The organism is Microbispora sp. KK1-11, assembly GCF_006874435.1.
GTDB lineage: Bacteria > Actinomycetota > Actinomycetes > Streptosporangiales > Streptosporangiaceae > Microbispora > Microbispora catharanthi.
Map to the genome: position 1 here is coordinate 596,566 of NZ_VIRJ01000001.1, position 26,960 is coordinate 623,525.

The 26,960-nt window shown below is 66.8% G+C and carries 22 protein-coding genes, 1 tRNA gene and 1 pseudogene; 11 read left to right on the forward strand and 13 right to left on the reverse strand.

Annotation, left to right across the window (positions count from 1 at the left end):
• Nucleotides 1-45: 45 nt before the first annotated feature.
• The 3 genes from FLW16_RS02765 (at nt 46) to FLW16_RS02775 (ending at nt 2,676) form a co-directional block, all read left to right on the forward strand.
• Nucleotides 46-825 carry a SigB/SigF/SigG family RNA polymerase sigma factor gene (locus tag FLW16_RS02765; protein ID WP_142557195.1) on the forward strand — a complete coding sequence of 260 codons (780 nt, stop codon included), beginning with the start codon at nt 46-48 and terminating at the stop codon, nt 823-825.
• 120 nt (nt 826-945) lie between these two features.
• Nucleotides 946-1,362 carry an ATP-binding protein gene (locus tag FLW16_RS02770; protein WP_185949206.1) on the forward strand — a complete coding sequence of 139 codons (417 nt, stop codon included), beginning with the start codon at nt 946-948 and terminating at the stop codon, nt 1,360-1,362.
• A gap of 15 nt (nt 1,363-1,377) precedes the next feature.
• On the forward strand, nt 1,378-2,676 hold the full coding sequence (locus FLW16_RS02775) for an NAD(P)/FAD-dependent oxidoreductase (RefSeq protein ID WP_142557200.1): 1,299 nt from the start codon (nt 1,378-1,380) through the stop codon (nt 2,674-2,676).
• 45 nt (nt 2,677-2,721) lie between these two features.
• Here the strand turns inward: FLW16_RS02775 and FLW16_RS02780 are convergent, their stop codons facing one another.
• The 6 genes from FLW16_RS02780 to FLW16_RS02805 all read right to left on the reverse strand — a co-directional run bounded on the left by FLW16_RS02780 (nt 2,722) and on the right by FLW16_RS02805 (nt 8,857).
• Complete coding sequence (locus FLW16_RS02780; RefSeq protein WP_142557202.1) at nt 2,722-4,719, reverse strand: ABC transporter ATP-binding protein; 1,998 nt, start codon at nt 4,717-4,719, stop codon at nt 2,722-2,724.
• On the reverse strand, nt 4,716-6,449 hold the full coding sequence (locus FLW16_RS02785) for an ABC transporter ATP-binding protein (RefSeq protein ID WP_142557204.1): 1,734 nt from the start codon (nt 6,447-6,449) through the stop codon (nt 4,716-4,718). The genes FLW16_RS02780 and FLW16_RS02785 overlap by 4 nt, the downstream gene beginning before the upstream one ends.
• A 152-nt stretch (nt 6,450-6,601) precedes the next feature.
• Nucleotides 6,602-7,018, reverse strand: coding sequence for a CBS domain-containing protein (locus FLW16_RS02790; RefSeq protein WP_142557206.1), 417 nt, complete (start codon nt 7,016-7,018; stop codon nt 6,602-6,604).
• Nucleotides 7,019-7,156: 138 nt separating this feature from the next.
• Nucleotides 7,157-7,351, reverse strand: a complete 195-nt coding sequence (locus tag FLW16_RS02795; RefSeq protein WP_030509495.1) for a hypothetical protein — start codon at nt 7,349-7,351, stop codon at nt 7,157-7,159.
• Between the two features lie 7 nt (nt 7,352-7,358).
• Nucleotides 7,359-8,219 carry a hypothetical protein gene (locus tag FLW16_RS02800; RefSeq protein WP_142557208.1) on the reverse strand — a complete coding sequence of 287 codons (861 nt, stop codon included), beginning with the start codon at nt 8,217-8,219 and terminating at the stop codon, nt 7,359-7,361.
• Nucleotides 8,216-8,857 (reverse strand): hypothetical protein, encoded by a 642-nt coding sequence (locus FLW16_RS02805; RefSeq protein ID WP_142557210.1) that lies wholly within the window; start codon nt 8,855-8,857, stop codon nt 8,216-8,218. Before FLW16_RS02805 ends, FLW16_RS02800 begins: the two co-directional genes overlap by 4 nt.
• Nucleotides 8,858-8,975: 118 nt before the next feature.
• On the opposite strand from FLW16_RS02805, the gene FLW16_RS02810 reads away from it, so the two are divergent.
• Entirely contained in the window at nt 8,976-9,311 is a 336-nt protein-coding gene (locus FLW16_RS02810) for a DUF6458 family protein (RefSeq protein ID WP_079319766.1), read from the forward strand.
• Between the two features lie 9 nt (nt 9,312-9,320).
• Here FLW16_RS02810 and FLW16_RS02815 read toward each other — a convergent pair whose 3' ends face one another.
• Nucleotides 9,321-9,755 (reverse strand): hypothetical protein, encoded by a 435-nt coding sequence (locus tag FLW16_RS02815; protein WP_142557212.1) that lies wholly within the window; start codon nt 9,753-9,755, stop codon nt 9,321-9,323.
• 92 nt (nt 9,756-9,847) lie between these two features.
• On the opposite strand from FLW16_RS02815, the gene FLW16_RS02820 reads away from it, so the two are divergent.
• Nucleotides 9,848-9,921, forward strand: a tRNA-Pro gene (locus FLW16_RS02820).
• 466 nt (nt 9,922-10,387) lie between these two features.
• A complete protein-coding gene (locus FLW16_RS02825; protein WP_142557214.1) occupies nt 10,388-11,125 on the forward strand; it encodes a DUF6461 domain-containing protein in 738 nt (245 codons plus the stop codon).
• A 554-nt stretch (nt 11,126-11,679) separates the two neighbouring features.
• Here the strand turns inward: FLW16_RS02825 and FLW16_RS02830 are convergent.
• Complete coding sequence (locus FLW16_RS02830; protein ID WP_396684880.1) at nt 11,680-12,642, reverse strand: cytochrome P450; 963 nt, start codon at nt 12,640-12,642, stop codon at nt 11,680-11,682.
• Between the two features lie 464 nt (nt 12,643-13,106).
• Nucleotides 13,107-13,838: a class I SAM-dependent methyltransferase gene (locus FLW16_RS02835; protein WP_142557218.1), complete on the reverse strand. Its 732-nt coding sequence runs from the start codon at nt 13,836-13,838 to the stop codon at nt 13,107-13,109.
• A 316-nt stretch (nt 13,839-14,154) separates the two neighbouring features.
• Between FLW16_RS02835 and FLW16_RS02840 the strand changes: the two genes are divergently transcribed.
• The gene (locus tag FLW16_RS02840) at nt 14,155-14,958 is read left to right on the forward strand and encodes an ISL3 family transposase (protein ID WP_142557220.1); all 804 of its coding nucleotides are present in this window, start codon (nt 14,155-14,157) and stop codon (nt 14,956-14,958) included.
• A 1,628-nt stretch (nt 14,959-16,586) separates the two neighbouring features.
• Here the strand turns inward: FLW16_RS02840 and FLW16_RS02850 are convergent.
• Nucleotides 16,587-17,704 (reverse strand): annotated as a pseudogene (locus tag FLW16_RS02850) (IS1380 family transposase); the annotation flags it as partial.
• Nucleotides 17,705-18,542: 838 nt separating this feature from the next.
• Here FLW16_RS02850 and FLW16_RS02855 point away from each other — a divergent pair.
• On the forward strand, nt 18,543-20,027 hold the full coding sequence (locus tag FLW16_RS02855) for a hypothetical protein (protein ID WP_142557224.1): 1,485 nt from the start codon (nt 18,543-18,545) through the stop codon (nt 20,025-20,027).
• On the opposite strand, the gene FLW16_RS46100 is transcribed toward FLW16_RS02855, so the two are convergent.
• Nucleotides 19,919-20,233, reverse strand: coding sequence for a LuxR C-terminal-related transcriptional regulator (locus FLW16_RS46100; RefSeq protein ID WP_142557226.1), 315 nt, complete (start codon nt 20,231-20,233; stop codon nt 19,919-19,921). The genes FLW16_RS02855 and FLW16_RS46100 overlap by 109 nt on opposite strands.
• 753 nt (nt 20,234-20,986) lie before the next feature.
• Here FLW16_RS46100 and FLW16_RS02870 point away from each other — a divergent pair.
• Together FLW16_RS02870 and FLW16_RS02875 are read left to right on the forward strand one after the other, a co-directional pair.
• The gene (locus FLW16_RS02870) at nt 20,987-22,045 is read left to right on the forward strand and encodes a cytochrome P450 (protein ID WP_221890849.1); all 1,059 of its coding nucleotides are present in this window, start codon (nt 20,987-20,989) and stop codon (nt 22,043-22,045) included.
• A 636-nt stretch (nt 22,046-22,681) separates the two neighbouring features.
• Nucleotides 22,682-23,872, forward strand: coding sequence for a JmjC domain-containing protein (locus tag FLW16_RS02875; RefSeq protein ID WP_185949210.1), 1,191 nt, complete (start codon nt 22,682-22,684; stop codon nt 23,870-23,872).
• 81 nt (nt 23,873-23,953) lie between these two features.
• Here the strand turns inward: FLW16_RS02875 and panC are convergent, their stop codons facing one another.
• Nucleotides 23,954-24,823 carry a pantoate--beta-alanine ligase gene (gene panC, locus FLW16_RS02880; RefSeq protein ID WP_185949211.1) on the reverse strand — a complete coding sequence of 290 codons (870 nt, stop codon included), beginning with the start codon at nt 24,821-24,823 and terminating at the stop codon, nt 23,954-23,956.
• 806 nt (nt 24,824-25,629) lie between these two features.
• Here panC and FLW16_RS02885 point away from each other — a divergent pair.
• Nucleotides 25,630-26,400, forward strand: a complete 771-nt coding sequence (locus tag FLW16_RS02885; protein ID WP_142557234.1) for a hypothetical protein — start codon at nt 25,630-25,632, stop codon at nt 26,398-26,400.
• A gap of 361 nt (nt 26,401-26,761) precedes the next feature.
• Here the strand turns inward: FLW16_RS02885 and FLW16_RS02890 are convergent.
• Nucleotides 26,762-26,960, reverse strand: a 199-nt coding sequence (locus FLW16_RS02890) for a helix-turn-helix transcriptional regulator (RefSeq protein WP_142557235.1), incomplete at its 5' end; no start/stop codon positions are given.

Below are 26,960 nucleotides of genomic sequence, written 5' to 3' on the forward strand. Positions count from 1 at the left end.
AGCGCGTAGGCGCCCTCGCGAGAAAAATACGAGGGGACTGCGCAGATGGCTGCCGAGGTCCGTGCAGAGACCGTCAGCAATCCGACCGCCGAAGAGCTCCTGGCCGAGCTGGCCGAGGACGGACTGTCCGAGGAGCGGCGGGAACGCCTCCGTGAAAAGATCGTGGAAATGCACCGTCCGATGGCGAGGGACATCGCCCGGCGGTACCTCAACCGCGGCGAGCCGATGGAAGACCTCCTCCAGGCCGCGTACGTCGGCCTCATGAAGGCCATCAACGGCTTCGACCCCACCCTCGGCCACAGCTTCCGCGGGTACGCCATGGTCACCATGACCGGCGAGGTCAAGCGGCACTTCCGGGACCGCACCTGGGCCGTCCGGGTGCCCCGCCTCTACCAGGAGCGCCGGGCCGAGCTCAACCGGCACGTCGCCGACATGACCCAGGAGCTGGGCCGGTTCCCCACGGTCGCCGAGCTCGCCAAGAAGATGGGTCTGTCCGAGGAGGACATGCTCCTCACCATGGACGCCTCCGCGGCGTACAGCACCCTCTCCCTGGACGCGCCGATCGGGGCCGACGACGACGCCGCCGCTCTCGGCGACGTGATCCCCGAAGAGGACGACGCGCTCGACACCCTGGTGGACACCGAGGCGCTGAAGCCTCTCATCGACCTTCTCCCCGAGCGGGAGAAGAACATCCTTCTGCTGCGTTTCTACGGCAACATGACGCAGGCCGAGATCGCGGCGGAGTTCGGGATATCGCAGATGCACGTCTCACGGATCCTCCGCAAGACCCTCGACCAGCTCCGGGCGGAGCTCGTCGCCGGATGAGAGGATGCGATGATGCCCGGGACACCGTCTGTGCCAAGGCGGTGTCTCGGGGTATCTTCGTCCTGCCCACAGCCCATAGATCCTGAGACGTCCAGATTTCCGGCGGGAGGCGTGTACCGGGTGAAAGATGACGGCGTTCCCGCGCACGTCACCAGAGCGGCAAGGGAGCGTGCCTTCTCCTTAGCCGATCTGCCCGATCTGCGGGAGTTCGCCGCCGCCGAGGCGCTCCGTCGCGGTATGCGGGAGGACGCGATCGGCGACTTCCTGGTCGCGCTCAACGAGGTCGCCACCAACGCGGTCACCCACGGGTCGACCAAGGCACGGCTGGGCATCTGGCGTGAGGGGCCGGCCCTGGTGGTCGCGGTGCACGACGACGGCCGGGAGTGGCGTCTCGAGGGCGAGCCGGGCCACGACCCGCCTCCCGAGGACGCGACCAGCGGCATGGGGCTGTGGGTCGCGCGCATGTTGAGCAACGACCTCCACGTCACCACCGGTCCCAGGGGGAGCACGGTGACGATGCGTTTCCTCCTCGAGTAGGGGTAGGGGACAGCCATGGCTGTCCCACGGATTCTGATCGTCGGCGGCGGATACGTCGGCATGTACACAGCACTCCGCCTGCAGCGCAGGCTCCGCCGCGGCGAGGCGCTCGTGACCGTCGCGGACCTCGACTCCTACATGACCTACCAGCCCTTCCTGCCGGAGGCGGCGGCCGGCAACATCGAGGCGCGGCACGTCGTCGTCCCGCTCAGGCGGGTGCTGAACCGGTGCCAGATCCTCAGCGGGCGGGTCACCCAGGTGCGGCTGGGCGACCGGAAGGCGGAGTTCACCCCGCACGAGGGGCCCGGCCTCACCATCGACTACGACTACCTGGTCGTCGCGCCGGGCTCGATCTCACGGCTGCTGCCGGTGCCCGGCCTGGCCGAGCACGGCATCGGCTTCAAGACCATCGAAGAGGCCATCGCCCTGCGCAACCACGTGCTCGGCTGCCTCGACATCGCCGCGTCCACGCCGGACCCGCAGGTCCGCCGCAGGGCCCTCACCTTCGTCTTCGTCGGCGGCGGCTACGCCGGGGTGGAGGCCCTGGCCGAGCTGGAGGACATGGCGGCGGGCGCGCTCAAGTACTTCGCCGGGCTGCGCCGCGAGGACATGCGCTGGATCCTGGTCGAGGCCACCGACCGCATCCTGCCCGAGGTGGGCCCCGACATGGGCAAGTGGACGGCCCTGCAGCTGCGCGAGCGGGGCATCGAGATCCGCATGGGCACGCTGCTGAAGTCCGCGGAGGACTGCCACATCGTGCTGAGCGACGGCGAGGAGTTCGACGCCGACACCCTCGTCTGGACCGCGGGCGTCAAGCCCAACCCGCTGGTCGCCGCGGGCGACCTGCCCCTGGACAAGAAGGGCAGGGTCAGGGTCGATCCCTGCCTGCGCGTGCACGGCACCGACTTCGCCTTCGCCGCGGGCGACTCCGCCGCCGTTCCCGACCTCACCCGGCCGGGCGAGTTCTGCCCGCCCAACGCCCAGCACGCCGTACGGCAGGCCAGGAAGCTGGCCGACAACCTGCTCGCGGCGCTGCGGGGGGAGGTCCAGCGGCCGTACCGGCACAAGTACGCGGGGTCGGTGGCGAGCCTGGGGCTCTACAAGGGGGTCGCGCAGATCTACGGCCGGGAGCTTCGCGGCTTCCCCGCCTGGTTGATGCACCGCACCTATCACCTGACGCGGATGCCGACCTTCAACAAGAAGACCCGGATCCTCATGGACTGGACGCTCGGGCTGTTCTTCCCGCGGGAGATCGTCTCGCTGGGGGCCATCGAGGAGCCGCGTAAGGAGTTCACCCTGTCCGCCCGCTCGTGACCCGCTGTGGGGAGTGCCGCGTGACCCGAGGCCACGCGGCGCTCCTCAGCCCACTTCCGTGCGGGTGTCGTCGCCGGCCAGGGCCCCGGCGAACTGCGCCGAGTAGAGCCGGTGGTAGGCGCCCCGGGCGGCGAGTAGTTCGTCGTGGGTGCCGTGCTCGACGATGCTGCCGGCCTCCATCACCAGGATGAGGTCCGCGTCGCGGATGGTGGACAGCCGGTGGGCGATGACGAAGCTGGTCCTGTCGCTGCGCAGCGCGGCCATCGCGTGCTGCACCAGGACCTCGGTGCGGGTGTCGACCGAGCTGGTCGCCTCGTCCAGGATGAGCAGGGACGGGTTGGCGAGGAAGGCGCGGGCGATGGTCAGCAGCTGCTTCTCGCCGGCGCTGATGTTGCCGCCCTCCTCGTCGATCACGGTGTCGTACCCGTCGGGAAGGGTGCGGACGAACCGGTCGACGTACGTCGCCCGCGCCGCCGCCTGGATCTCCTCCTCGGTGGCCCTGGGGTTGCCGTAGGCGATGTTGTCGCGGATCGTCCCGCCGAACAGCCAGGTGTCCTGGAGCACCATGCCGATCTGCGAGCGCAGGTCCTCGCGGCGCATCGCCGTGATGTCGACGCCGTCGAGGGTGATGCGGCCCGCGTCCAGCTCGTAGAAGCGCATGATCAGGTTGACCAGCGTGGTCTTCCCCGCGCCGGTCGGGCCGACGATCGCGATCGTGTGCCCGGGTTCGGCCACCAGCGACAGGTCCTCGATGAGGGGCTGCTCGGGGTCGTACCTGAAGGACACGTGCTCGAACTCGACGCGCCCCCGCCGGGTGGCGGGCAGCACCGGGTCGGCGGGGTCGGGCTCCTGCTCCTCGGCGTCCAGCAGCTCGAAGACCCGTTCGGCGGAGGCCACCCCCGACTGCAGCAGGTTGGCCATCGAGGCGACCTGGGTCAGCGGCTGGGTGAACTGCCGGGAGTACTGGATGAACGCCTGGACGTCGCCCAGGCTCATCGACCCGCTCGCCACCCGAACGGCGCCGACGACCGCGATGGCGACGTAGTTGAGGTTCCCGATGAACATCATCGCCGGCATGATGATCCCGGAGATGAACTGGGCGCCGAAGCTCGCCTTGTACAGGGCCTCGTTCCGCTCCCGGAACACCTGCTCGACCTCTGGGCCCCGCCCGAAGACCTTCACGAGCTCGTGGCCGGTGAACGCCTCCTCGATGTGGGCGTTCAGCGTGCCGGTGTGGGCCCACTGGGCGACGAACTGCTTCTGCGAGCGCTTGGCGATCTGCCCGGTGACGATCATCGTGACCGGGATCGTCACCAGTGCGATTACCGCGAGCAGCGGCGAGATCACGAACATCATGACCAGCACGCCGATCACGGTGAGCAGCGAGCTCAGCAGCTGGCTCAGCGTCTGCTGCAGGGTCTGCGACACGTTGTCGATGTCGTTGGTGACCCGGCTGAGCAGCTCGCCGCGCGGCTGGCCGTCGAAGAACTTCAGCGGGAGCCGGTGCAGCTTTTCCTCGACGTCGGCCCGGAGGCGGAACACCGTGCCCTGCGTCACGTCGTTGAGCAGCCGGCCCTGCAGCCACATGAACAGCGACGCCGCGACGTACAGCCCCAGCACCCAGGCCAGGACCGTGGCCAGCGCGCCGAAGTCGATGCCGTGGCCGGGGACGACGTCCATCCCCGAGAGCATGTCGGCGAAGTCGCCGTGGCCCGAGGCACGCAGCCCCTGCACGGCCTGCTCCTTGGTCGTTCCCGCGGGCAGCCGTCCGCCGATCACACCGCTGAAGATGACGTCGGTCGCGCGGCCGAGCAGCTTCGGCCCGATGACGGAGAACACCACGCTGATCACGGCGAGGCCGATCACGGCCAGGATCTTCGGCCGTTCGGGGCTCAACCGGCGCAGCAGCCGCCGGAGGGAGGGGCCGAAGTTCATCGACTTCTCCGCCGGCATCTGCCCGCCGCCGAAGGGCCCGAAACCGCCGCCTCCGGCGGGCCGCGGTCGCGCCGGTGCTGTGGGCCGTGCCGTGGGCCGGTCGCTCATACCGCACTCCCCGCGGTCAGTTGGGACTCGATGATCTCGACGTACGTCGGGCAGGAACCGAGCAGCTCGTCATGGGTGCCGATGCCGGCGACGACGCCGTCGTCCAGGACGACGATCTGGTCGGCGTCGGCGATGGTGGAGACCCGCTGGGCGACGATCACCACGGCGGCGCCGGCCGTGTACGGGCGCAGCGCGGCGCGCAGCCTGGCGTCGGTGGTCAGGTCGAGCGCCGAGAACGAGTCGTCGAACAGATAGATCTCGGGTTTGGCGACCAGCGCGCGGGCGATGGACAGGCGCTGGCGCTGCCCGCCGGACACGTTCGTGCCGCCCTGGGAGATCGGCGCCTGCAGGCCCTCGGGCATCGCCTCGACGAAGTCGCGGGCCTGGGCGATCTCCAGCGCCTCCCACAGCTCCTCGTCGGTGGCGTCCGGGTTGCCGTACCGCAGGTTGCTCGCCACGGTGCCGGTGAACAGATACGGCTTCTGCGGCACCAGGCCGATGCGCGTCCAGAGCATCTGGGGGTCGAGGTCGCGTACGTCGGCACCGTCGATCAGCACGGCGCCGGAGGTCGCGTCGAACAGCCGGGGCACCAGGGAGACCAGGGTCGTCTTCCCCGACCCGGTGCTGCCGATGATCGCGGTGGTCTGTCCCGCGGCCACGCGGAAGGAGACACCGGACAGCACCGGCGCCTCCGCGCCCGGATAGCGGAACTCGACGTCACGCAGCTCCAGCTCGGCCCGGCGGTCCACCTGCCGTACGGGATGCTCGGACGGGCGCACCGACGACTCGGTGTCCAGCACCTCGGCGATGCGCTCCGCGCAGACCGCGGCGCGCGGGATCATGATCGAGATGAAGGTGGCCATCATCATCGACATGAGGATCTGCATCAGGTACATGAGGAACGCGGTGAGGGCGCCCACCTGCATCTCGCCGCTGTCCACCCGGGCGGCGCCGAACCACAGCACGGCGACGCTGGAGGCGTTGAGGATCAGCATCACGGTGGGGAAGATGAGCGCGGTCAGCCTCCCGACGCGCAGCGCCGTCCCGGTCAGCTCGTCGTTCGCCCCGGCGAACCGGTCGGTCTCCTCGCGCTCCCGGACGAAGGCCCGCACCACGCGGATGCCGGAAAGCTGCTCGCGGAGCACCTGGTTCACCACGTCGATGCGGGTCTGCATGGCGCGGAACTGCGGGACCATGCGGAAGACGATCAGCCCGATCGAGATCAGCAGCACCGGGACGCAGACCAGCATGAGCCACGACAGCCCGACGTCCTGACGCAGGGCCATGATGATGCCGCCGACTCCCATGATGGGCGCGGCGACCAGCATCGTGCAGGTCATCACCACGAGCATCTGGATCTGCTGCACGTCGTTGGTGTTGCGGGTGATCAGCGACGGAGCCCCGAACTCGGCGACCTCCCGCTGGGAGAACCCGCTCACGCGGTGGAAGACCGCCGACCGGACGTCCCGGCCGAACCCCGCCGCCACCCTGGCACCGTGATAGACCGCCGCGATCGAGCAGGCGATCTGCACGAGGGACACGGTCAGCATCCAGCCGCCGGTGGCCAGGATGTAGCCGGTGTCGCCGGTGGCCACCCCCTGGTCGATGATGTCGGCGTTCAGGCTGGGCAGGTACAGGGAGGCGATGGTGCCGACCAGCTGGAACAGCACCACCGCCGTGAGCGCGGGCGAGTAGGGCCGCAGGTACGTGCGGAGCAGGCGGCTCAGCACGGCCGTGGCCCAGGGGAGCGTCGCGGGGAGGGCAAAATCATGCCGAACACGCTATATGAGCAGCTAGCTCACTCACGCATGATTTTCGGCAGGAGCGAACAGGGCGCCGGCGTCCGTCCTCCTGCGCCAGGGCGGCGCCGTACGGGGACCGTTCAGGCGGGGGCGTAGTCGGGAGTGACGCCGGGGGCGAGGTCGGGGGCGAGGTCGGGGGCGAGGTCGGCCAGGGCGACGACGCCGACCGGGCGGCCGTCCACGACGACCGGAAGCTGGTGCACGTCCTTGTCCCGCATCAGCCGCGCCGCCTCGGCCACGTCCTGGTCGGGGCCGACGGTCACCACGTCGGAGGTGCACAGCGTCGCCAGGGGAGTGGTCGTGAGATCCCTGCCCTCCGCGACCGCGCGTACGACGATGTCCCGGTCGGTCACCAGCCCGCGCAGCCGGCCGTCCCCGACCACCAGCACGTCGCCGATCCCGCGGTCGCGCATCAGCTTCGCGGCCTTGACCACCGGAGCCTCCTCCGGCAGCGTGACCGGATCGCGCGTCATGACCTCTTCCACCGTGTGGGGCATCTCGGTCTCCTGAGGGGGCCGGTGGGGCGGATTTCTGCGGTTGTACGCTCCAGCGGTCTCGTGGGAGGAGTGCTCCCGCGAGACCGCTTCGGGTGTTCAGGGATGTGTTTTCGGGTGGAGACGTTCGGATCGCGGATGTCAGCGACGGACGCGTCCGCCGCGCCAGCCGCCGCGCCAGGAGTTCACCCCGGCGGTGCCGACGCCGGCCTGGTGCAGAGACAGCAGGCACAGGCCGAGGGCGAGCAGCGCGGTCAGGCCGATGCCGATGCTCGCGTTGAGTAGATCGAGGAGGAAGGCGATCCCGAAGACGACCGCCGCGGCGATGGCGAGCATTGTTACCTCACTTCCGGGTCAGGTGGGCCAGTAACGCGTGGTACTCGTGCAGGGCCAGGCGCAGCGCCTCGGTGTCGCCCCGCTCGTTGTCCTTCCACTTGTCGAGCAGCGCCTGGCGGCGGCTGGTGAGGGCCGACAGGGCCTCCTCCACGAGCGCGTCCGCCTGCTCGACCGACTGACGGGGATCGTCGACGAAGCCCGTCTTGATCTCGCGCCACCGGCTGTCCAGCGCCTCGTCCAGGACGGACGCCGCGCCGGAGGCGGCGGTGGTGGTCGTGACGGGGTAGGCCACCGGCCCGTCGACGGTGGCGCCGGTGGTGGCGTCGCCGCCGGTCACACCGTCCCGGGCGTAGCCGGTGCCGTCCGTCTCGGCGTCACGGTGCGCGTCGTCGCCGTAGGTGCCGTACGCGCCGGTCGCGTCGTCGGACCGACCCGCCTGGGTGCCGGGCTCGGTGTAGTCGTCCGTACGGCCGCCTGCGACGAGGAGGTCGCCCTCGGCCGTGTGCCTGCCGCCGCTCTGGGGCGACGTGAGGACGTCGTCGCCCGCCTGGCCGTACGGCTGGCGGAAGCGGGAGCCGTCGCCGTCCGCGTCCGTCGTTTCGTCCGTCTGCGCGTCACCGCCGGTTTCCGGCGTCGTGTCCCGCGGGTACACGCGCTCGTCGGCGTCGCGTGCCGTGCCGTCCGTGTAGCCGGCGGTGTACGCGTCGCTGGGGGAGTAGACCGGGCCGGGACCCTCGTGCTCGTCCCGCCCGGCGTCCGCGACAGCCCTCTCTCTGCGAGCCTCCTCCTCGAGGGGCTCGGGGGTCTCGGGAGTCGGCTGCTCGGCGAGGTTGTCGCGCTCGTCGTACCTGTTCGTCCGCATGGTCATCGCCCCGCCTTCCGTACGTCCGCGTGGTGGCCGTTCATCGAGGCGCCGTCGTAGCCGTCGGTGGTGTACGCGGCACCGTTGACGTGGTCGTTCAGAGCGACGCCGGCGCCGTCGCCGAGAAGCTCCTGGAACAGCGCGCGGTAGTGGACCATCGCCTGGCGGAGTTCTTCCGTGGTGGCCTCCTGCCGGGCGGCGCGGCTGCTGATGTCGTGGGCATTGCGGTAGTGGTCGAGCGTGGCGGCGTGGGCCACCGACAGGTCGCTCAGACGCTGCTCGAACTCGTCCGTGGGATAGCCGCGCTCGGCCATCACCGCGGTGACCAGCGCGTCCGCCTCGGTCACGGCGAAGCCGGGAGCGTCCACGAACCGCTCCTGCACCTCGGCCCACTTCCTCGCGTACCGTTCCCGGGTCTGCGGGTCGAGCGGGCGGATGTCCAGCTTGGCGTGGCGCTCCTCGCGGGCGAGCAGTTCCTGCTCGGCCTCTTTACGGCTGTCGCTCTCCCGCACCGCACGTTCGTACTCGGGCCCGAAACGGTCCTGCAGGTGGCGCCGGCGGTTGCGTGCCGACACAAGGTAACCGACTGCCAGGATCACCAGCACGGCGACGATCACGACGGCCACCCATGCTACGGCGGTCATATCTGCCTCCAGGGGTGAGTGCGTTGTTCATCCGCACTGCCCGGGAATGCGGCCTTCACGCCTTGCGTAATCGCGGATTCTGCGGGTAAAGGGCGGTTGACCAGCAGAGGAGGTAGCCATGGGCTTCGGGGCCAGTCTCGCCTTCATCGCGGTCGGCGCGGTTCTCGCGTTCGCCGTCAAATGGGACGTTCCTGGAATCGACCTGCAAATGATCGGCTGGATTCTCATGGCCGTCGGGGTCGTCGGCATGGTGTTGACCGGTCGCTACACCCGGCGCCCGCGAACCGAGGAGACGGTGGAGACCATCGAGCCGGACACGATGTACACCGTGGACCCGGCGGCCGAGCCGCACGTCCACGTCCAGGAGACCGAGTCGCACACCGCCGTCCACCCGGGCGAGCGCCACGTGCACGTACGCGAGGAGACCACGCCCCTGCCGCGGGACGGCGTGTGAGCCGTACGGTCAGGGAGTGGTGCCCGCCGCGTCCGTGGCTTCGCGGGCCTCGGCGAGGACCCGGGCGACGTGTGAGTCGTCCCCGGCGGGCACCTCGTGGAAGCCTCGCTCGGGGTCGTAGGCGATGTCGAGCCCGTTGTCGACCAGCCGGTTCGCCCACCGCAGGGCGGTGTTGAGCCTGTCCTTGGGGATCCGGCGGCCCTGGGCCGCGGCGGAGAGGTTCCGCAGGTTGGTGGCGGGGCCGCTCTGGCTGTGCTCGCGCCGGAGCTTCCACGGCAGGGCGCGGCTGTGGTCCGTCATCGGCTTGGACAGGCCGGCGGCTCGCTTCGCCTGGAGGATGCCCGACTCCGTTACACCGAAGTGCTCGGCGAGACGGGCGTTGGTCCACCCTTCGGCGGCCAGCCGGACGAGTTCTTCCTGGTCGATGCGCGCCTTCCTCCCCATGATCGCCAGCCTAGGCCCACTGGCGCGGTTCGTGTACGCACGACGGCGGAAACTGCGCTAAGGTTTGGGTGTGCCCGGGGAGACCAGGGCAACGGGACGTAGCGCAGTTTGGCAGCGCACTTGACTGGGGGTCAAGGGGTCGTGGGTTCAAATCCCGCCGTCCCGACACTGTTGTAGCAGGTCGGAGCCACAGTTCCCAAGATCGGGGATTGTGGCTTTTCTGTTGTGTCACCCAGGTGTCATCAAGAGTCGCCCTCCCGGACCGTGCCGCCCGGTGACAGATGTATGTCCAGCGTGTCACCGCATTCGCCGGTCCTCTGGCCGGGGGAGCGCATCGTGTTCAAACGGACTGAGAGATCTACACCGTAAAGGACCCCGCTTCTGAGCGGTTCGAACTTGATCGACAACGTATTGTCTGCGGGGGACCATTCGCAGACGCCCGTGGCTGCCGTGGCGACCTTCCTGGCTACGACTTGGTGACCGTCGTTCGCCACACCGACGCGGAGTGACGTGGAGAGCTGCGAGCCGCGGCTGGGAGCAGTGCGTTGTCACCTGTAGTGGGCATCGGTAGGTTCCGATCATGTCCGACGCCGACTTCACTCCGCTCCGTGTCACCCAACTCGTGTTCGGGCGTGACATCAGCATTGCGATCCGGGAGTGGGCGCGGGGCCAGCGGGTATCCGGTCAGCGATCGCGGCCGGGTCGCTTACGAGCTCGTCGAGGCCTTCTTCGCCGCCAACCCCGAAGCGTACGAGCAGGCCGAGAAGACCGAGTCGGTGCACGCCATGGCCCGCACGCCCGGCGCCTCGCCGGAGGACTACGCGTGGCAGGACGAGGGTCCCCTGGGACCGATCTACACGATCACCCTCATCAGGGGAGTCGAGGAGCATGAAGTTCTCCTGCGCCTGGGCGCCGCCCCCGAACACATCCGCATGATCGGCCTGGGCGAGTACCCCGACTTCAGCCGCACCGAGATCGTCACGGTACGGCGGGCGGGAGACTGGACGATCCTCATCGAGGAGTGCGGGCGACGCGGCGTGCGACGCGAGGTCATCGGCGAGCTGTCCCGCGATGGCGGTGAGGCTGTCGCGGTGATGCGACACGATTACGCCGCCGGCCACGACTTCGCCTTCGCCCTCGAGGGTGAGTTCGTCACCGGTTTCGATCCGAGCCGGCCCGGAACCCGGTGGGGTACTGCCCCTGACCGGCTCAACCGGCATCTTCGCGAGCTCGGCATCGACCCGGCCTTCGACGAACGGATCGACAACGCCATCCCGGCCGTCCTCGCGCTCGCCAGCCGAATCACCGGCGTCATGGTCACACCCGAGCACGCCGAGCGTCCCGTTCTCGGCGTCGCGTTCTTCCGTTGAAGCCGGCTCTGCCGCCTCGGTGCCCGTGTGGGCCAGATCAGGTGCGCCGGTGGCGGATGGCGGCGCATAGGCCGGATGGTCGACTGCGAGTTCTCCGGGCCGACTCAACGCCAGACGATAGTCGGAGGTGCTTCCACTGAGGTCATGGGTCGGGTACGGAAGGCGTCGAATTCTTATCGTGTTTTTAGTCCTGCCCGTAACTGTGGTTCAAGTTGATAACGAGGGGATTGCTCGAACAGTCGGGCAAGGGCGTTCGAGGCTAGTTATTCACTGGTGCTTCTTGATTGAATCCACACGGCAGCAGGTTCAAGCTCCCCGCCACGCAGTTCCTGCCCCAAAACGGACGCATTGAGTTCTTCCGCCGCGGCCTGACGAAGGGCTTCTCCTGGTCCTGCTGGAAGTGTGACCGCAGGGGTCGACATGTTTCGGGGCGAGCACTCCCGGCTGGCGACCGGCGCACTCTTCGGAGAGGCCGGCGGAGACGAGTACCAAGGACAGTCGCTGGTCGCTGTACCGGCTCGGCTTCCGGTCGCGTCCGCTCTGGCGGCCTTACGTCAGGAAGGTGCCACCCATAGTTCCGCGGGCGCCTTCAATTGGCTCATCGGTTTGTAGACGAGGGGATTGTGGTCGACTCGCCGCAGGAGGGGGAAGCGCTGTGTGAGTGACTCCAGCATGATGACCAGTTCTGCCTTCGCGAGCGCAGCGCCGACGCAGTGGTGGATGTCGTGCCCGAAGGCGAGATGAGGACTGGTGGACTCCCGATCGATCCGAAATCGCTCAGGGTCCTCGAAGTTGGCGGGGTCGTGGTTGGCCGAAGCGAAGAGGAGTATCAGCCGGTCACCCTTGTTGATCCGCACCCCGCCGACCGCGGTGTCCACGCTGGCCGTACGGAACAAACCGATGGCGGGGGTGTCGTATCGCAAACCCTCGGGCACGATGCTTTGCACATCGGCCTCGCCCCTGGCCAGGGCTGCCCATTGCTCACGGTGCTCCAACAGAGCTGCCACGGTGCTGGCGAGAGTGCTAGACGTGGTCTCCCATGCGGCGGACAGCAGCGTGAAAGCGTTACAGACGACCTCTGACGGCGACAGCTTCTTGCCCTGGACTTCGTTGTGGAGCATGACGCTGATGAGGTCGTCGCGCGGTGAGGCCATGCGGTCCTCCACCAAGCGCTGTAGGTAGGCGAACTTGGCATTCAACCTTTTGCTCCGCGTGTTCAATTCCTCCGAGTCGAGGGCGTGATGGCCGAGGACGATGGCCAGCAGATCGTCGGCCATTTCCCAGGCGGCGGCGTAGTGCTCTTCCGGAAATCCGATGACGTGCATGATCGCGAGCAGGGGGGCCAGGTTGGAGAAGTCCGCCACGAGATCGAAATTCTTATCTCCGGGCAAACGCTTGATGAAGCGGTCGACCATCTCTCGGATCATCGGCTCGTAGGAAGCCACGTTTTTGGGCTTAATGGCTTCGTGTACCAGTCGGCGAACGGGTCGGTGCTCGGGCGGATCGAGCCGGGTGATGACCGGTTTGTCAAAGAATTAGTCCATGGCGCGCTGGGTTTCGGCAGGCATACCTGTCGGCTTGGAAAACGCGTCACGAGAGGAAAATATCGACGGTGAACCGCTGGCGGCTTTGATGCCGTCGTAGGTGGTGACACACCAGGCGTTCAACGCCTCGGAAAGAATGCCGGTTCTTTCTCTCGCGCTTGCTTGAAGAACTCGTAGGCCACGGGCATACGTGGGCCGTACGGGTTGAAGGAGCGTAGCTCATGGGATGTCATATCGCGCCGCCGCACGAGATGGTCTTTCAGTAGGGTCGGAAATCTAGGGGGCGCACTGGCCGGAAGATGACGACCGGTCCATCCGATGTCGAATCTGACGACTTCCAAAGTGTGTACGAGCCGGGCTCATCAGGGCTGCGGCGCCGCCGGCTCGTCGAGCACGTCCATGGCGGGCTGGCGCATACCCTGCCGCCCCCACTGTCTTCAGGTGTCGCAGGTGACGTACACCACGTGGGGGTTGGTGATGTAGTCGTCCCAGTAGCCGGGAGGACGTTCGGCGAGGCCCTCGGGAGAGACCTCGTACTCGTGCCAGGTCAGGTTTGTGAAGCCCGCGTCCTCCAATGCCTGCTCGTAGGCCTCTTGCGACCAGTGGTAGACCGTGAAGCCGGCCGGAGGGTCCAGCAAGACCTCGACCCAGATCGGCGCGCCGTCGCGTTTGTTCTCCGGGAGCTTCACGGTCATTCCGTACTTCGCCATGTCCGCGCGAGCGGGATCCATGTGCGGATTGAAGACGAGGGTGACCAGGCGCCCGCCCTCCTTGAGGTTCGCCCGAAGAGCACGACACATGCTCTCGAGGGCTTCCCTCGTCGGCGCGTACTGGAGAAGGTAGATGGCCGTCACCAGGTCGAACTGGCCGATCGATTCGAGCTCGGCCGCGTCCTGGACCTGATAGCGGATGCCGAGGTTCTGCTCGTCCTCGATGCCCTTCGCGATCCGGATCATCTCGGCCGACTGGTCAATGCCGATCACTTTGGCACCGCGCTCGGCCAGAGCCCGAGAGTAGACGCCGTCACCGCAGGCCATATCGAGCGCCGTGAGACCCTCGACCGTCCCGGTGATCTTCCAGAAGTTGTGCCTCTCCACGTGCGTTCGATATGGGCGGAGCCTCTCGCTCATGGCGGCGTAGAGGTCGGCGAGCTTGTCGTACTGGGCCATCGGGCAGCTCCACGGTGTCGCCCCGGAGGGTTGTTCCCTTCTGACGAAGGTCCCCCCAATACACCATGGAGGAAGGGCCTGGACGTCAGGGCGAGCCCTTAGACGGAACCCCAAGATTGAATAGGTCTGCCCGGTGATGGAGTTTTTCCAACGGCCTCGCCGTAGTCATCAACCACACGTATGCGCTGATCTGCTGGCTGGCGCTGCTGCTGACCCTGTGGACGACGCGTGAAAACGGATCAGGCGCACTTTCCGTGATCGGACCCGGGCTGAGCTGTTCACGGTTCTGGTGTTCTAGCCAGTAGCTCGCCTTGTAGTGACGACGATCTGCGGCGTGTTGATCAGTGAGATGGTCGCGGTCTTGTTCCCCCACCTGGCCCGCGTGTGCATTGACCAGGTGTTCCGCGCGGGAACGACGGTGCGGATCCGGGCCAGAACCGGCACCATGGAGGCCGCGTGCCCGGACTGCGGAATTCGGTCGCGGCGCAGGCACAGTCACTACGAACGGCGGCTGTCCGACACCGCAGCCGGCGGCCAGGAACTACTCATCCACCTGCAGGTACACCGATTCTTCTGCCGCAACGCCACCTGCGTAAGGACGACGTTCGCCGAGCAGACTCCGGGCCTGACCGTGCGATACGGGTGCCGCAGCATTCCAGCGGCCAAGGCGTTGCGGGCGAGTGCGCTTGCGCTGGGCGGTCGCGCCGGGGCCCGCCTCACCCAGCACCTGGCCAGCTCAGTCAGCCGGACGACCCTAATCAGATTGATCCGCGGCCTGCCCGAGCCGCCCCTCCCGGCGGGCCCACAGGTGCTCCGCGTGGACGACTTCGCCGACCGGCGGGGCCACTTCTACGGCACCATCCTGATCGACATCTCCACCAGCAGGGTGGTCGACGCGCTGCCCGACCGGACGGCCGACACCCTCGCGGACTGGCTAGAGGCTCACCCCGGCATCGAGATCGTGTGCCGGGACCGGGCCAGCGCCTATGCCGAGGGCACCGCGCGCGGCGCGCCACACGCGATCCAGGTGGCAGATCGCTGGCACCTGTGGAGGAACCTCGGCGAGGCCGTCGAACGCACCCTCACCCACGCCGTACCTGATGGACATGGTCGTTGGTGAACGGGTCAAGGCGCTGTCTCCGGAGGCGAACCTGGCGCTGCGCCTGGTGGCCCTGGGCGAGCCGCTCGGATATCGGCTGCTGTGCGAGTTGGCTGGGGAGGAAGCCCTGCGGGACCTGGAGGACCGCCGCCTCGTCGAGGTGCGGAGGCGCGAGCTGCGCAGGGAGGTGAGTCTCGCCCACCCGCTGCTCGGGGAGGCCGTGCTCGGGGTCTCCACCTTCCTAGCGGCCGTAGCGGGCAGCCGGCCGCGGTGTCGTACACCCGCCGCTCGTAGCTGCTGTGCAGGCGCTGGGAAATCATGCCGCACCGCGGGCACGTCGCCTGCGAGGAGCTGGTCCTGGCCCGGATCCGCACCGACCTACTCGACCGGCACACACCGTCGATCTACAGGTCGGCCAGGTGAGGCAAGAGGACCGCGAGCAACTCCGAGACCGTCACGCAGCAAGATCAGCAACGCCCTGCAGTCGCGCGTTGGAAGATCACAGAATCAGTGCCAGAGCCAGAATCCGAGTGTCGTTGACATCAAGATGTCCTGATGCGGCACACCGATGTGCGAGGAGTCGGCGGGCCGAGGAAGGGGAGCGTCTATCGCCGACGCCGCCCTCGTTTGCTGCCGCCAGGGCAACGAGAACCGAGGCCGGGGCCCAATTCGCCGAGGTGAAAGATTCGGGTGGAACCCCAATCTTGTTCCCTAAGTATTGCGGTGACCCACCCCTTGAGTTCGTCCGTGATATCCCCGGTGACCTGGTCGGATTGTGTTGAGTCGGGACTGACGGGTCATTGTGTGAGATGCAAACGTTACGTTTTCCCTGTAGACGTAGGTGCCGTTGGCCGCAGACATGTCCAGAGACATCAGATATTCAAAGGAGAGTTCGTGGCTATGAAGCTATGGGGCGGGCGTACGGTTGGCCTCATGACGGTTGTTGCAGTGGCCGGAGCGATTCTCGCCGTCGGTGGATCCGCCACGGCCTCGTCGGCAAGCGACACCGTCTATTACGCCTGTGTCAACAAGAAAACGCGGTACATGCGTATGGTCACCATGACTGCGAAGTGCCGCTCTTCGGAGACCAAGGTCTCCTGGAATAAGCAGGGCCCAGCGGGCCCCCCTGGGGCCAATGGGCCTCAGGGGCCTCAGGGGCCTCGGGGGTCTCAAGGGCCGAAGGGGCCGGAGGGCGACCCTGGACCGGCCGGACCAAAGGGTGAAAAGGGCGACTCCGGCCTACGCGAGATTCAGGTTGTTTCAAAGGCATTCGACTTCCCTGGTGGTGTCGTGGATATGCCCTGCCCTGCGGGATTGTTCGCGATGGGCGGCGGCTTCACTATCGCAAGCAGCAAACCGCCGGCTAGGGTGACCGCGAGTCTTCCAATCCGGGAAAACGGCAAGCCGGTTGGCTGGCGACTTTCGGTGGAGGATGCCTCGGGAGGTATATACGCAATCTGCGTAAGCGGGTCGTAATGCTGACGTTAGCCTCGATCTTTCGCGCCCGTCCGGTGGCTGGCTGAGCTATTCGGCTGGAGTGTGATTTTGGAGTTGTGGTCAGGCCGATGGCCCGGCTGTCGCGCCGGGGATGCGGGGTTCCACGGGCCCGCGGGGTGTCCTTCCTGGTAGTCGGGATGATTTGGCGCTGGTCAGGTCGGTGCTGGCAGGGCCTGGAGCCGGGTGACGGCGGTGACCAGCTGGCCGGCCCAGGGCCAGTATGCGGCGATGCGCAGGCGCAGGCGGCGTCCCCCACGGACGAGGCGTGCGGCGACGGCGAACAGATGCGGCCGCAGCCGTTTCGGTTCGTAGCGGCGGGCCGGCCCGCCCAGGGCGAGCATCTGCATCCGGGTCAGGAGTTCGCAGGCCAGGGCGACGATCTCCACCCAGATCTGGTTCTGGGCGAAGTCGTGCAGGGGCAGGTTGCGCAGGCCGGTGTCCTTGGCGGCGCGGATGCGGTCTTCGCAGCGGGCGCGGCGGCGGTGGCGTAGCTCCAGGTCGGCGAGCTGGCCCCGCTTGGTGTTGGTGACGAAGCAGGTGAAGCGGTGCCCGTCGATGTCGGTGAAGCGCAACTGGGCGCCCGGGTGCGGGCGCTCCCGGCGGACGATCAGGCGCATTCCCCTCGGCCAGCCGTCCAGCTTCACCAGGCCGGTCAGTTTGGCGATCCACGCACCGGGCCGTACCTGGCCCTCGGCGTCGTAGGCGGGTGTCCACGCCTGCTGGGGCAGGGCCAGGATCGCGGCCTGGACTTCCTCGGTGAGGACGAACCCGATGGAATACGACAGCCGCCGCCCGGGGCGGGTCAGCCAGGACAGGAACTCGTGGGTGCCGCCGCCGGAGTCGGTGCGGATCAGCACCTGACGGCGGCGCTGCTTGGGAAGCTGAGCCGCGGCCAGGCGGGTCGCGGTGATGTGGTCGGCGGCGGTGTTGGACCCGGCGTTGCCGGGCCGTAGCACGATCGCCAGCGGTTCCCCGCTTCCGCCGGGGCCGTGGTCGGCGAAGACCGTCACCGGATGGAACCCGAAGGTCTTCTTCCAGGTAGGCGCGGCCTGGTCCTTGTCGGAGTGGGCGATGACGATGGTCGCGTCGATGTCGATCGGGATCAGCTGACCGTCGGTGCCGGGGGCGCGGATCGCCTTCAGCGCGCGGATGGGATCGGCGGCCAGCCGGTCGATCAGCCGGAGCACCGCGGGTCGGAGGCGATCGAGCCGAACAGCTGCGGCTGGGCGCGGAACATTGCGATGTCGGTCAGGCAGTCCCTGCTCAGCGCCTAAGTAAGGGCCAGATCGGCGCGCATCCCTCATTCGGCGCCGGGGTCGATACGCCGGCGGCCTGTTGGTCGTCAGCGACCGCGGCAGTGCCCGTGAGGAGCGCGATTACGTCCGAACGGATTGGGATTCACCCCAATCCCCCCACCCAATCCCCTCCCGAGAGTTATCAGAGGTAGCCGCGCTCTACTGCGAGGACGCGAGTTGGCAACCGTCCCAGGGCGGGCACTGTGATCGTGACGTATCGCGACGAACCAACGGAACTGGGCGCCCGCACCTCCGCCAGGCGCCGAGAACTAAGTTTCGGGTGTCCGATAGGGATGTCCCGGATCTCGGCTGCCTTCCTTCTCATGAAGATTAAGGACATGTGAAACGGCGGGAAGGTGCCAGCCGATTAAGCGGCCTTACGCTGCCTGTGATCGACGGCCGGGGAGGCCGCACATGGCGTACCGAGCAGATTCTTCCTCTCCGTGATCGGATCAAGTGCCGCGGGGACTGGAGCGGATCGCCACGTCAGCCGTACTCCCGCCGCGCGGCGATCACTTTGATGAGGGCGCGTATGCGTCGCGAGGGCGGACGGTTGGAGCTACTCGCATTCGCAATGGCGGCGACCTTCGCCTTTCCTCCGGGGGCTTCTCGTCGGTTGGCGCCTGTTCCTCACCGGAAGGGGCCCGCCCCCGGGAGGGAAATTTAGGCCGTTGAAACTCAACCTGAAACCGGGATGTTCAGATGATTGACTTCGGATCAACCGATCCTACGGGCCGCCCTGCCCGCCCCTCGCCCGGACTTATGCTGCGGAGGGCTGCAGCGGTGGTCAGGCGCAGGCTGACTGCGGTCGTCATGACCGCGGCGATGGCACTGGGAATCGCCTTGGGGCAGGTCGCACCCGCTCATGCGGGCGACTGCGCCCAGGTCCCGGAGACGTTGTACCTGGGCGAGCATCCGAGTGACGCTGAGCTCGGGTATGTCGACAACCTGCAGGGTGTGGCTCATGACTCCAAGAACTGGTACTTCACCGGGCAGGGGTACGCGTTCCTCATGAAGGTGCCGGTCTCGGTCGACCTCGACAGCGACATCGACCCGAAGGATCCCGGCACCTGGCCGCCAGGAGTGAGCGCGATCATGATGCCGGCCTCGTTGAAGGCGGCCGGGTACGAGGATCTCAAGGACCTCGATCAGTTCGACGGCTTCCTCTTCGTGCCGGTCGCGGGCCAGGATCCCGCGACCGGAGCCGCCAAGGCGGGCATCGCGGTCTTCCAGGCTGCCAACCTGTCGTACAAGGGTGTCTTCACGCTCGAGGGATGGACGCACGCCTCGGCCGCCTTTTACAACATGAACGAGCATCTCCTGTACGTGTCGAGGTCGAAGGTATCGCGATCGGTGCCGCTGGCCCGGTTCGCGGTGGACACCTCGATGCTGGCGAGCGGTCTTGTGGCTACCGCCTTCCATCCGGCCGGCGACCGTTTCCTGACCGATGAGGACGGCGGCCCGCTCGATCTCCTCTTCGACAACGTCCAGGGCGCGACTTTCACACCGATGGGAGACCTGTACCTCGTCAACGGTGGGTACTCGCCTGCCTCAGCTGATCGTGGTGGCATTCATCTGTTCGATCCGGACGGGCACCTGGTCGACGAGTCCGCCAACGGCGGCTCGGACCCGTTCAACTTCCAGTACGACCCATCCGAAAGCCTTACCAGCGAAGAGCCGGAAGGGGCCGATTGGTGGAACCGGGACGCTGTGCCTGGCTCACCGCACATCGAGGGTCAGCTGCACGTGATCCTGCTTGACAACGATCTGGTCAGTACGGATCAGATCTTCTTCAAGCACTACAGGGTCGACTATTCGTGCATTGCAGATGCGGACCAGGACCAGGACGGGCTGACCAACGGCGTCGAGATCTACGGCACCGGTACCGCGGCCCGGGAGCGTGACACCGACGTCGACGGTCTCGATGACGGTGCCGAGGTCGACGTCCTCGGCACTGACCCGTTCAAGCGCGACAGCGATGGCGATGGCGTCCAGGACGCCGATGAGGACCTCGACGGCGACGAGCTGTCCAACGTTGCCGAGATCTATATCCACCACACCGATCCGGTGGAGGCCGACACCGACGGCGACCTGCTCGGCGACGGTTTCGAAGTCGCTCACGACAGCGACCCGCTCGACCCGGACACCGACGACGACGGAATCCTCGACGGTCTGGACGTCCAATTCGTTCAGATGGCAACCTCGTCGACCTGCTCTGGACCACGGTCCGATGACGCAGGGGCTCCGGGACGTCGGCCCCATAACAGGTGGATTTCGACGGTTCTGATGGTGATGTAGAGGCGTTGGGCGATCTGGCGGTTGGTCAGGCCGGTGGCGGCGAGGTGGGCGACGCGTGTTTCGCCCAGGGCCACTCTGGAGCCTTGCTTGCGCGCCGCAGCGATCAGCTCGCCATAGGTGGCGACGCCCTCGTGGAGGTCGCCGACCACCAAGGCGAGATGACCCGCGATGCTCGGGGAGGCTCCGCTGGTGGCGGCGGTCAGCATCTGGGGGTGGGTGAGTGCGGCACGGGCCCGGGGCAGTGCACACCTCACCGGCCCCCATGCACTCACCCCGAGTGTGCCCGCCTGCTACGGGTCCTGGTCAGCGGTGTATCCGCCGTTTCGGCGCTATCAGCGGGACGGTACCTGGCAGGAGATTCTGACTGCGTTGCAGGCGCTGGCGGACGAGGCCGGGTGCATCATCTGGGACGTCAGCGTGGACTCCGCGGTTGCCCAGGCGTATCAGCATGCCGCCGGGGCGGGGAAAACGGGGATCTGCAGGTTGAGCCCCGCCGGCAGGTATGGCCCTGCGACCCTGCGGTTTACATACAGCGCCCCGCTGTCGAGTGCGGTATCAACCGGCTCAAACGCCACCGCGCTGTCGCGACCAGGTACGACGAACTCGCCGTCCGCTACGAAGGCACAATCCTCATCGCCGCGATCAACGAATGACTCTGACCGGCATTGCTACAGGCTCTCTAGGGGGTGAATGCTGGGGTGATCCCTGATGCATTCGACAGGGCGCGACTGTGATCGTGGATGCTTAACACTGTTCAGTCCCGCTAGTGCGGACCGCTCGCGGATGGGGGTCCGGTGGCCGGGCATCGCAGCGGAGGACATCGCATGACAACAGCTCAGTCGCCAGCCGCCCCGTATAGCGCTGAGTACTTCCAAAACCCTCACCCGACCTGGGCGTGGATGCGGGAGCACGCCCCAGTTCACGAATTCAGGTTTCCGATCGGCGACGTTCCCATGTGGATGGTCACCCGCTATGACGACGTGCGCGATCTCCTCGCCGACTCCCGTTTCAGCACAGACGCCGACTTCGCCAGCGCCGAGTTCCACGGGGCAGGCCTGGGCTGGTCGCCCGTAGGGAAGATCATGGCGGTCGCCGACCCACCTAACCACACGAGGCTGCGCAAGCTGGCCGCGAAGTCGTTCACTCCTCGCAATGTCAGGATCTGGCGTGAGGTGCTCAGCGAAGAGATCGGCGTGCTCCTGGACTCCCTCGAGGGCAGGAGTGAATTCGACGTCGTGAGCGACTTCGCCCCAGAGATTCCGGCGCGAGCACTCGGCCGGATCCTGGGCTTCGAAGTTCACCGGCATGAGTACGTCGCGGCGAACGCGCAGGCGATCAACTCCGGTGATCCCGAGCGGATTCCCGATGCCGCCAAGGCGCTGCTGAATCTCGCCGAAGAACTGATCGAGATCAGGCGGCAGGCGCCCGGAGACGATCTCATCACCCACCTGATCGCCGCGCGCGAGGGTGAGGACCGCCTCAGTGAGGACGAGCTGGTGGCCATGATCGCAAATTTGGTCCTCGGCGGGTACGACACGACGCAGACGTTCCTGGCCAACGCGATTCTGGCCCTGCTCGACCACCCGCACCAGCAAGAGGTCTTGCGCGACGACCCCGGAATCGCCTCGTCCGCAGTCGAGGAGTTCCTCCGCTACGAGGGATCCCTGACCACTCTGAACTGGCGGTTCGCCAAGCATGAGCTTGAGCTGGCAGGCACCGGGCTGCCCGCCGGGGCACCGGTCCTGGCGGGTGTCATGTCGGCCAACCGGGACGCCTCGCGCTTCCCGGACCCGGACAGGCTCGATCTCACGCGGAAGGACGTGCGGCACCTCGGTCTCGGCCACGGCATCCACAACTGCATCGGTGCGGCGATGGCGCGGTTGGTCGCCGAACTGGCCATTCCCGCGCTGGTGACACGTTTCCCGACGATAAGCCTCGCCGTCCCCAGAAGCGAGATCAACTATCGGCCGAGCTTCTTCGTCCGCAGTATCGAGGCGCTGCCGCTGACCGTCGGCTAGGACCTGTATCGAAGTCTGCTCCGGTGCGTGGGGCGGTTTGAGGGCGGGGAGTCGGAGAGGTCGTGTATCGACAACCAAGAGGTCTCCGGTATTTCGCTGATCGACCAAGAACAACCTGAATCCGGTGTCATCGCCTGAGCGCCATCCTCCTCTTCCCAGCGCCCGCGCCTCCCACCGGTGGCCTGACCTGCTGCCTGCGACGGGGTCGTCGGAGAAGACTCAGGGGTGAAGATAAGGGTCGACCCCTATATCGGAGACGCTCGTGCGAGCGGACGATCCTGAAGGGCGACTCCGTTGGGGTCGCTGCTCCTCGGCGGTGCACCAGCCCGCTGAAGCGGACGAGGGGAGGTGCCGGCATGGAAGACGCGTTCATCGAGATCGAGGTCGAGGTCGACGCGATCGAAGAGTTCAAGATTCCGTAGCTCACCTGGGGCGGGGCTCTCCCTGGGTTGTGGCATGTTCGCCCGATGGGCAGGCGATGCGACGGTCGGGGCAGACCAGCGCGACCTGCCTCCTTGGCAGAGACACCATCCCAGCCCGATCCCTGTGCGGGAGCGGACGGCACGCCCGTCCGCTCCCGCCTGTTCCTGCTCACGGATTCGATGGAAAGTCTCAGACCTGTTCGAAAGGGGACCCATGTACGTTCCCTCGTTCGCCGAGCTCGTCGGCGATGAAGACGATTTCTTCGCATATCACTTCAGCAAGGCTCCGTACGTCCGCCGTAACGCGCTCGCGGCGGACCCGAAAGAAGTCCTGTCGGTGGCCGACCTCGACGAGATCCTGCGGCAGGAGACTCTCCGGCCGCATCATCTGAGAATCGTCAAGGCGGGATCGCTCGTCAGCGACGAGACCTACGTGCGAACGAGTCACGGTCGCTCCGATGGCGCGATCGTCACCGAGAACGTCTACACGCAGTTCCGGTCGGGAGCCACGATCGTGTGGAACTCTGTACAGCATTTCCGGCGCAACCTGCGGGCGCTCGCCGAGACGGTGGCGGAGAAGCTCGCGGCCCCGACCGACGTCTTCGCGTTCCTGACACCGGCCGGAGGCCGCGGCTCGGTGCCGCACGATGACCGGGGAGACGTGTTTGTCCTGCAGCTCAACGGAACGAAGATATGGCGTGTCTGGCCGGCTCCGGAGATCCGGAGCGATGGTGCGGCCAGCTACAACACCGAATCGCTCGGGACGCCGGAGCTGGAGACAGCGTTGCAGCCCGGTGATGTCCTGTTCATTCCCCAGAACGCCCCGCATGTCGCGATGGCCGAGGACGCCGTCTCGCTGCATGTCTCGCTCACAGCGCAACCCGCAACCTGGTCGGCGCTTGTCCGGCTGACGGTGGATAAGATCATCGAAGACGGCGTCCGGTTGCGGACCTGTCCGCATCTGAGCGACGGAAACGTTCTGGCGCACGCCCAGCAGTTGAGAGGGGCGTTGGACGGGCTCGCCGACCGCCTCCGTCAGGTGGACGCCGAGCGGGAGATACGACGGCTCACGGCGCTGCACACGAGCCGCCCGAGCGCCCTGGACGAGCGAGCTTTCCACAGCATCGCGCGTATCGACGAGTGCCGTGAGACCAGCCGAGTCAGCCGCACGGATGCCGAGCTCACGTTCAGGAAGTCGGCGGACGGCCGGGTCGAGTTCGGCCTCGGCGGAGCGACGGTATCGCTTCCCGAGTCGGTGTCGAAGGCGCTTGACGCCATGGCGAGCGGCGACTCACTAATTGCTAGGGACTTTCTGTCCCGCGTCCGCCCCGAGGAGTCCGTCGAGGTCGTGAAGAAGCTCGCCCGCCTCGGGATCCTGGCGATCGAGCAGAAAGCGGCCAGGTGACGGGTGGCGGCGTTCATCAGGCCGGGCGCATCGACCACGACTGTGGGGCGAAGGACCGCACCACTGGAGGGTGGGGCCGGGTCAGGCGACCGTGGGGGTCGCCGGAGGGTGGGTGCGGGCGATGTCGAGTAGGGGGACTCCGCCGACGCGGGCGCCGATCGCGATGACGGCGGGTTCACTGAGATCAGTGATGACGCGAAGGGTGCGGGCGTTGAGGATCTCGACGTAGTCGACCTCGACATGGGCAACGGCGAGTTCGGCCAGCGCACGGTCACGGGCCAGTTGGGGATCGCGCATACCCGAGCTGGCGGTGTCCAGCGCGGCCCGCAGCGCGCTGGGTACGCAGCCGGCCCGCTCCCTGTGCTCGCCGAGATGGACGTTGCGGCTGGACATCGCAAGGCCGTCGCATTCACGCACGGTGGGAAGCACGACGATCTCAGCGGGGAGGTTGAGATCAGCCGCCATCCGCTCCACTGCGATCCAGTGCGGCAAATCCTTCTCGCCGAAGAACACCGTCGTCGGCTGCACGATGTTGAGCAGCTTGACGATGATTGTGCACATGCCCGTGAGCTGCCCGTCCATGCTCAGCTTCGTCTTCAGCAGTGTGTCGGCCAGCTCGCCCTCGACGGAGACCACGGTGGCGAAGCCCTTCGGATAGATCTCTTCCACCAAGGGGGCGAACAACATGTCCACGCCCTCGGCCTCTGCCATGGCGGCGTCGCGCCGCTCGTCTCGGGGGTAGCGGTCGAACACCGCCCGGTCGGGAAACTGCGAGGGGTTGACGAATAGCGACACCACCACGATGTCGTGTTGCTGACGTGCCGCGCGCATCAGCGACGTGTGCCCTTCGTGGAAGGCCCCCATCGTTGGCACGAATCCCACGGTGGAACCTGCGTCGGTGTGCTGCTTGAGCTCGGCGCGAAGCTCGGTTATCGTGCGCAGGATCTTCACTCGGCGTCTCCTATGTGGGTGGACGAGGGTTGCGAGTGCCCCTGGTGGCGGTGACGGCGGCGACAGGGGCGACCGCTTTCGACGGCAGCTCGTTGTGCCGGACCGCCGGCTGATGGTCGGATCGGTCAGAGCTCGGGCGGCGCCAGGCTCTGACCAGTAGCCCGGCCGTTGCCCGGCCATGGTGAAGGGGCGGATTCTCAGCGTCCGGGCCGGAGTATCGGCCTGGCGAGGGTGGCGGCCGGGCCCGAGCGGACCGGGTCGTTGCCTTTTCGAGACGGCGCTACACATCGATGATGTGACCATTACATGGAAGAGCCCGTGCGATATCAGGGAGAACCCTAAGACGGCTCCCCAGTTTCAAACCGCCCCAACGATGGATCGGCCCTGCGGGCTGGGCTGTGAAACGGAAGCGCCTCCCGTCCTGCGGCCAGGGTCTCTACCGATCCTTCTAGAGACCAGAAGCTGAGGGCAGGCTGAACGCGGTGGCGTGGAGTTTCGGGTATCTTCTAGGGGTTTTGCCCATGTCTTAGTTGTTGCCGGGTAACGAAACTGGCCGTATCGGCACGATGAGCGTGGCCGCAGTCTTCCCGCCTCGCCGTGCCGACAGGCTCCGGCCGGGTGTCTCAACGGACCTTAAAGGGTTTGTGGGGCCTCGCCGGGATCGCGCTAGTTCGGGGGTGAACCCGGTCCCGTAGCGCATGCACCCTCATCTCAGGAACAGGTGGGAATGACGATTCCCCCGACCGGACTTGACCGGCCAAAATTACAAGAATTTCCAGCGACCGATTCCGTCGTAGATCAGCGAAGTGGAGTTGATGATGAAAGGTAAATGGTGGCTGAAGCTGACCGCCGCCGTCATGGGCGCCGGTGTTCTCGCCCTCCCGCCCTCGCCCTCGGTCTCGGCCTCGCCCTCGGCCTCGGCCTCGGCGAAGGGATACCTCATCAAAATCACCTATGAGACGTACAAGCCGTACGATATCCACGACTGCCCCACGCCGTTGGATTCGGTGTCATGCAATCACCTGGAGATCTATGGACATATCCGGGCGCGGAAAATCAACGCACAGGGCACTTCCGACTCCTGGAATACCCGGTACCTGGCCGCCTTGTTCGACGAAAAAACGCCGTGGGACGAGTGCGAGATGGACTTGAACATCAACGGGGTCGCCTGGGGGCAGATGACGGAGCTGTCGGGAAAGATACCGGACAAGACTCTGAACACCACCAGGTGCATGAAGGGCGTGGACGACGGTGTCACGTACAACTGGGCCGACACTCCATTGTGCACCGGCGGTTATGACAAGCCATATCCATGGTGGTGCTACGCAAAGGGCATGAACTACATGATCCTCAAGGTCTTCCCCGGCGAGAGGATCAATGTTGACACCAACCTCAAGGACTACGACGAAACCAGCCCCAACGACCCTGTCTGCACGATAAACAAGACGTACGGGCCGTACAAAGACGCCGAGCTTCAGAATCTGAACGAGTGGCATACAGAGCATGACTGGTCTCACCGGGGCGACGCTCTGTGCGATGTCGAGATCTCCGTCACGACATACGGTACGTTGCCCTAGCCTGGCGCACACCGCCCTGGCCGCGTGCATAGTCACACCAACCCACAACTCGCCGACCCCACACGATCAGCTGCGAATTGGACCACTCCGCGGGACGTCACCCTGGGAGGGGGCCGCGAAGGTGAGCCGGTCGTCGGTAGGCGACGCGAGGTAACGGCTGGTCCGCGTAGGGTGATCTCCGCGTGCGGCCGGCGAGAAATTCGTTACGGGCGCCGTTCAGGTGTACTCAAGCGCGTTCTGAGGGCGCTGACAGGTTCAGTGGTTCCCTGCACACCTCCTTTTTCGCGTATCGCTTCATCCCTTAGGGCGAGGAGGCCGTTTTCGCGACTTGTCCGGAGGTGCAGCGTGTAGTGTCCGCGGTTCACCTGCTGGGGAGGTTGGCGAGTAGGGCGCCGAGCTCGTTCCGACGCCGCACCCCTAGTTTTTGGTAGGTGTTGGAGAGATGGACTTCCACGGTCTTCACCGTGACATAGAGGCGTTGGGCGATCTGGCGGTTGGTCAGGCCGGTCGCGGCGAGCCCGGCGACGCGTGTCTCGCTGGGGGTGAGTGCTTCGGGGCCG

What these genes read in the sequence shown, in the direction of transcription:
- FLW16_RS02765 (WP_142557195.1), top strand. Translation starts at nt 46, where the DNA reads ATGGCTGCCGAGGTCCGTGCAGAGACCGTCAGCAATCCGACCGCCGAA.
- FLW16_RS02775 (WP_142557200.1), top strand. Translation starts at nt 1,378, where the DNA reads ATGGCTGTCCCACGGATTCTGATCGTCGGCGGCGGATACGTCGGCATG.
- FLW16_RS02780 (WP_142557202.1), bottom strand. Translation starts at nt 4,719, where the DNA reads ATGAGCGACCGGCCCACGGCACGGCCCACAGCACCGGCGCGACCGCGG.
- FLW16_RS02790 (WP_142557206.1), bottom strand. Translation starts at nt 7,018, where the DNA reads ATGCCCCACACGGTGGAAGAGGTCATGACGCGCGATCCGGTCACGCTG.
- FLW16_RS02795 (WP_030509495.1), bottom strand. Translation starts at nt 7,351, where the DNA reads ATGCTCGCCATCGCCGCGGCGGTCGTCTTCGGGATCGCCTTCCTCCTC.
- FLW16_RS02800 (WP_142557208.1), bottom strand. Translation starts at nt 8,219, where the DNA reads ATGACCATGCGGACGAACAGGTACGACGAGCGCGACAACCTCGCCGAG.
- FLW16_RS02805 (WP_142557210.1), bottom strand. Translation starts at nt 8,857, where the DNA reads ATGACCGCCGTAGCATGGGTGGCCGTCGTGATCGTCGCCGTGCTGGTG.
- FLW16_RS02810 (WP_079319766.1), top strand. Translation starts at nt 8,976, where the DNA reads ATGGGCTTCGGGGCCAGTCTCGCCTTCATCGCGGTCGGCGCGGTTCTC.
- FLW16_RS02815 (WP_142557212.1), bottom strand. Translation starts at nt 9,755, where the DNA reads ATGGGGAGGAAGGCGCGCATCGACCAGGAAGAACTCGTCCGGCTGGCC.
- FLW16_RS02835 (WP_142557218.1), bottom strand. Translation starts at nt 13,838, where the DNA reads ATGGCCCAGTACGACAAGCTCGCCGACCTCTACGCCGCCATGAGCGAG.
- FLW16_RS02855 (WP_142557224.1), top strand. Translation starts at nt 18,543, where the DNA reads ATGACCGCGGCGATGGCACTGGGAATCGCCTTGGGGCAGGTCGCACCC.
- FLW16_RS46100 (WP_142557226.1), bottom strand. Translation starts at nt 20,233, where the DNA reads ATGCTGACCGCCGCCACCAGCGGAGCCTCCCCGAGCATCGCGGGTCAT.
- FLW16_RS02870 (WP_221890849.1), top strand. Translation starts at nt 20,987, where the DNA reads ATGGTCACCCGCTATGACGACGTGCGCGATCTCCTCGCCGACTCCCGT.
- FLW16_RS02875 (WP_185949210.1), top strand. Translation starts at nt 22,682, where the DNA reads ATGTACGTTCCCTCGTTCGCCGAGCTCGTCGGCGATGAAGACGATTTC.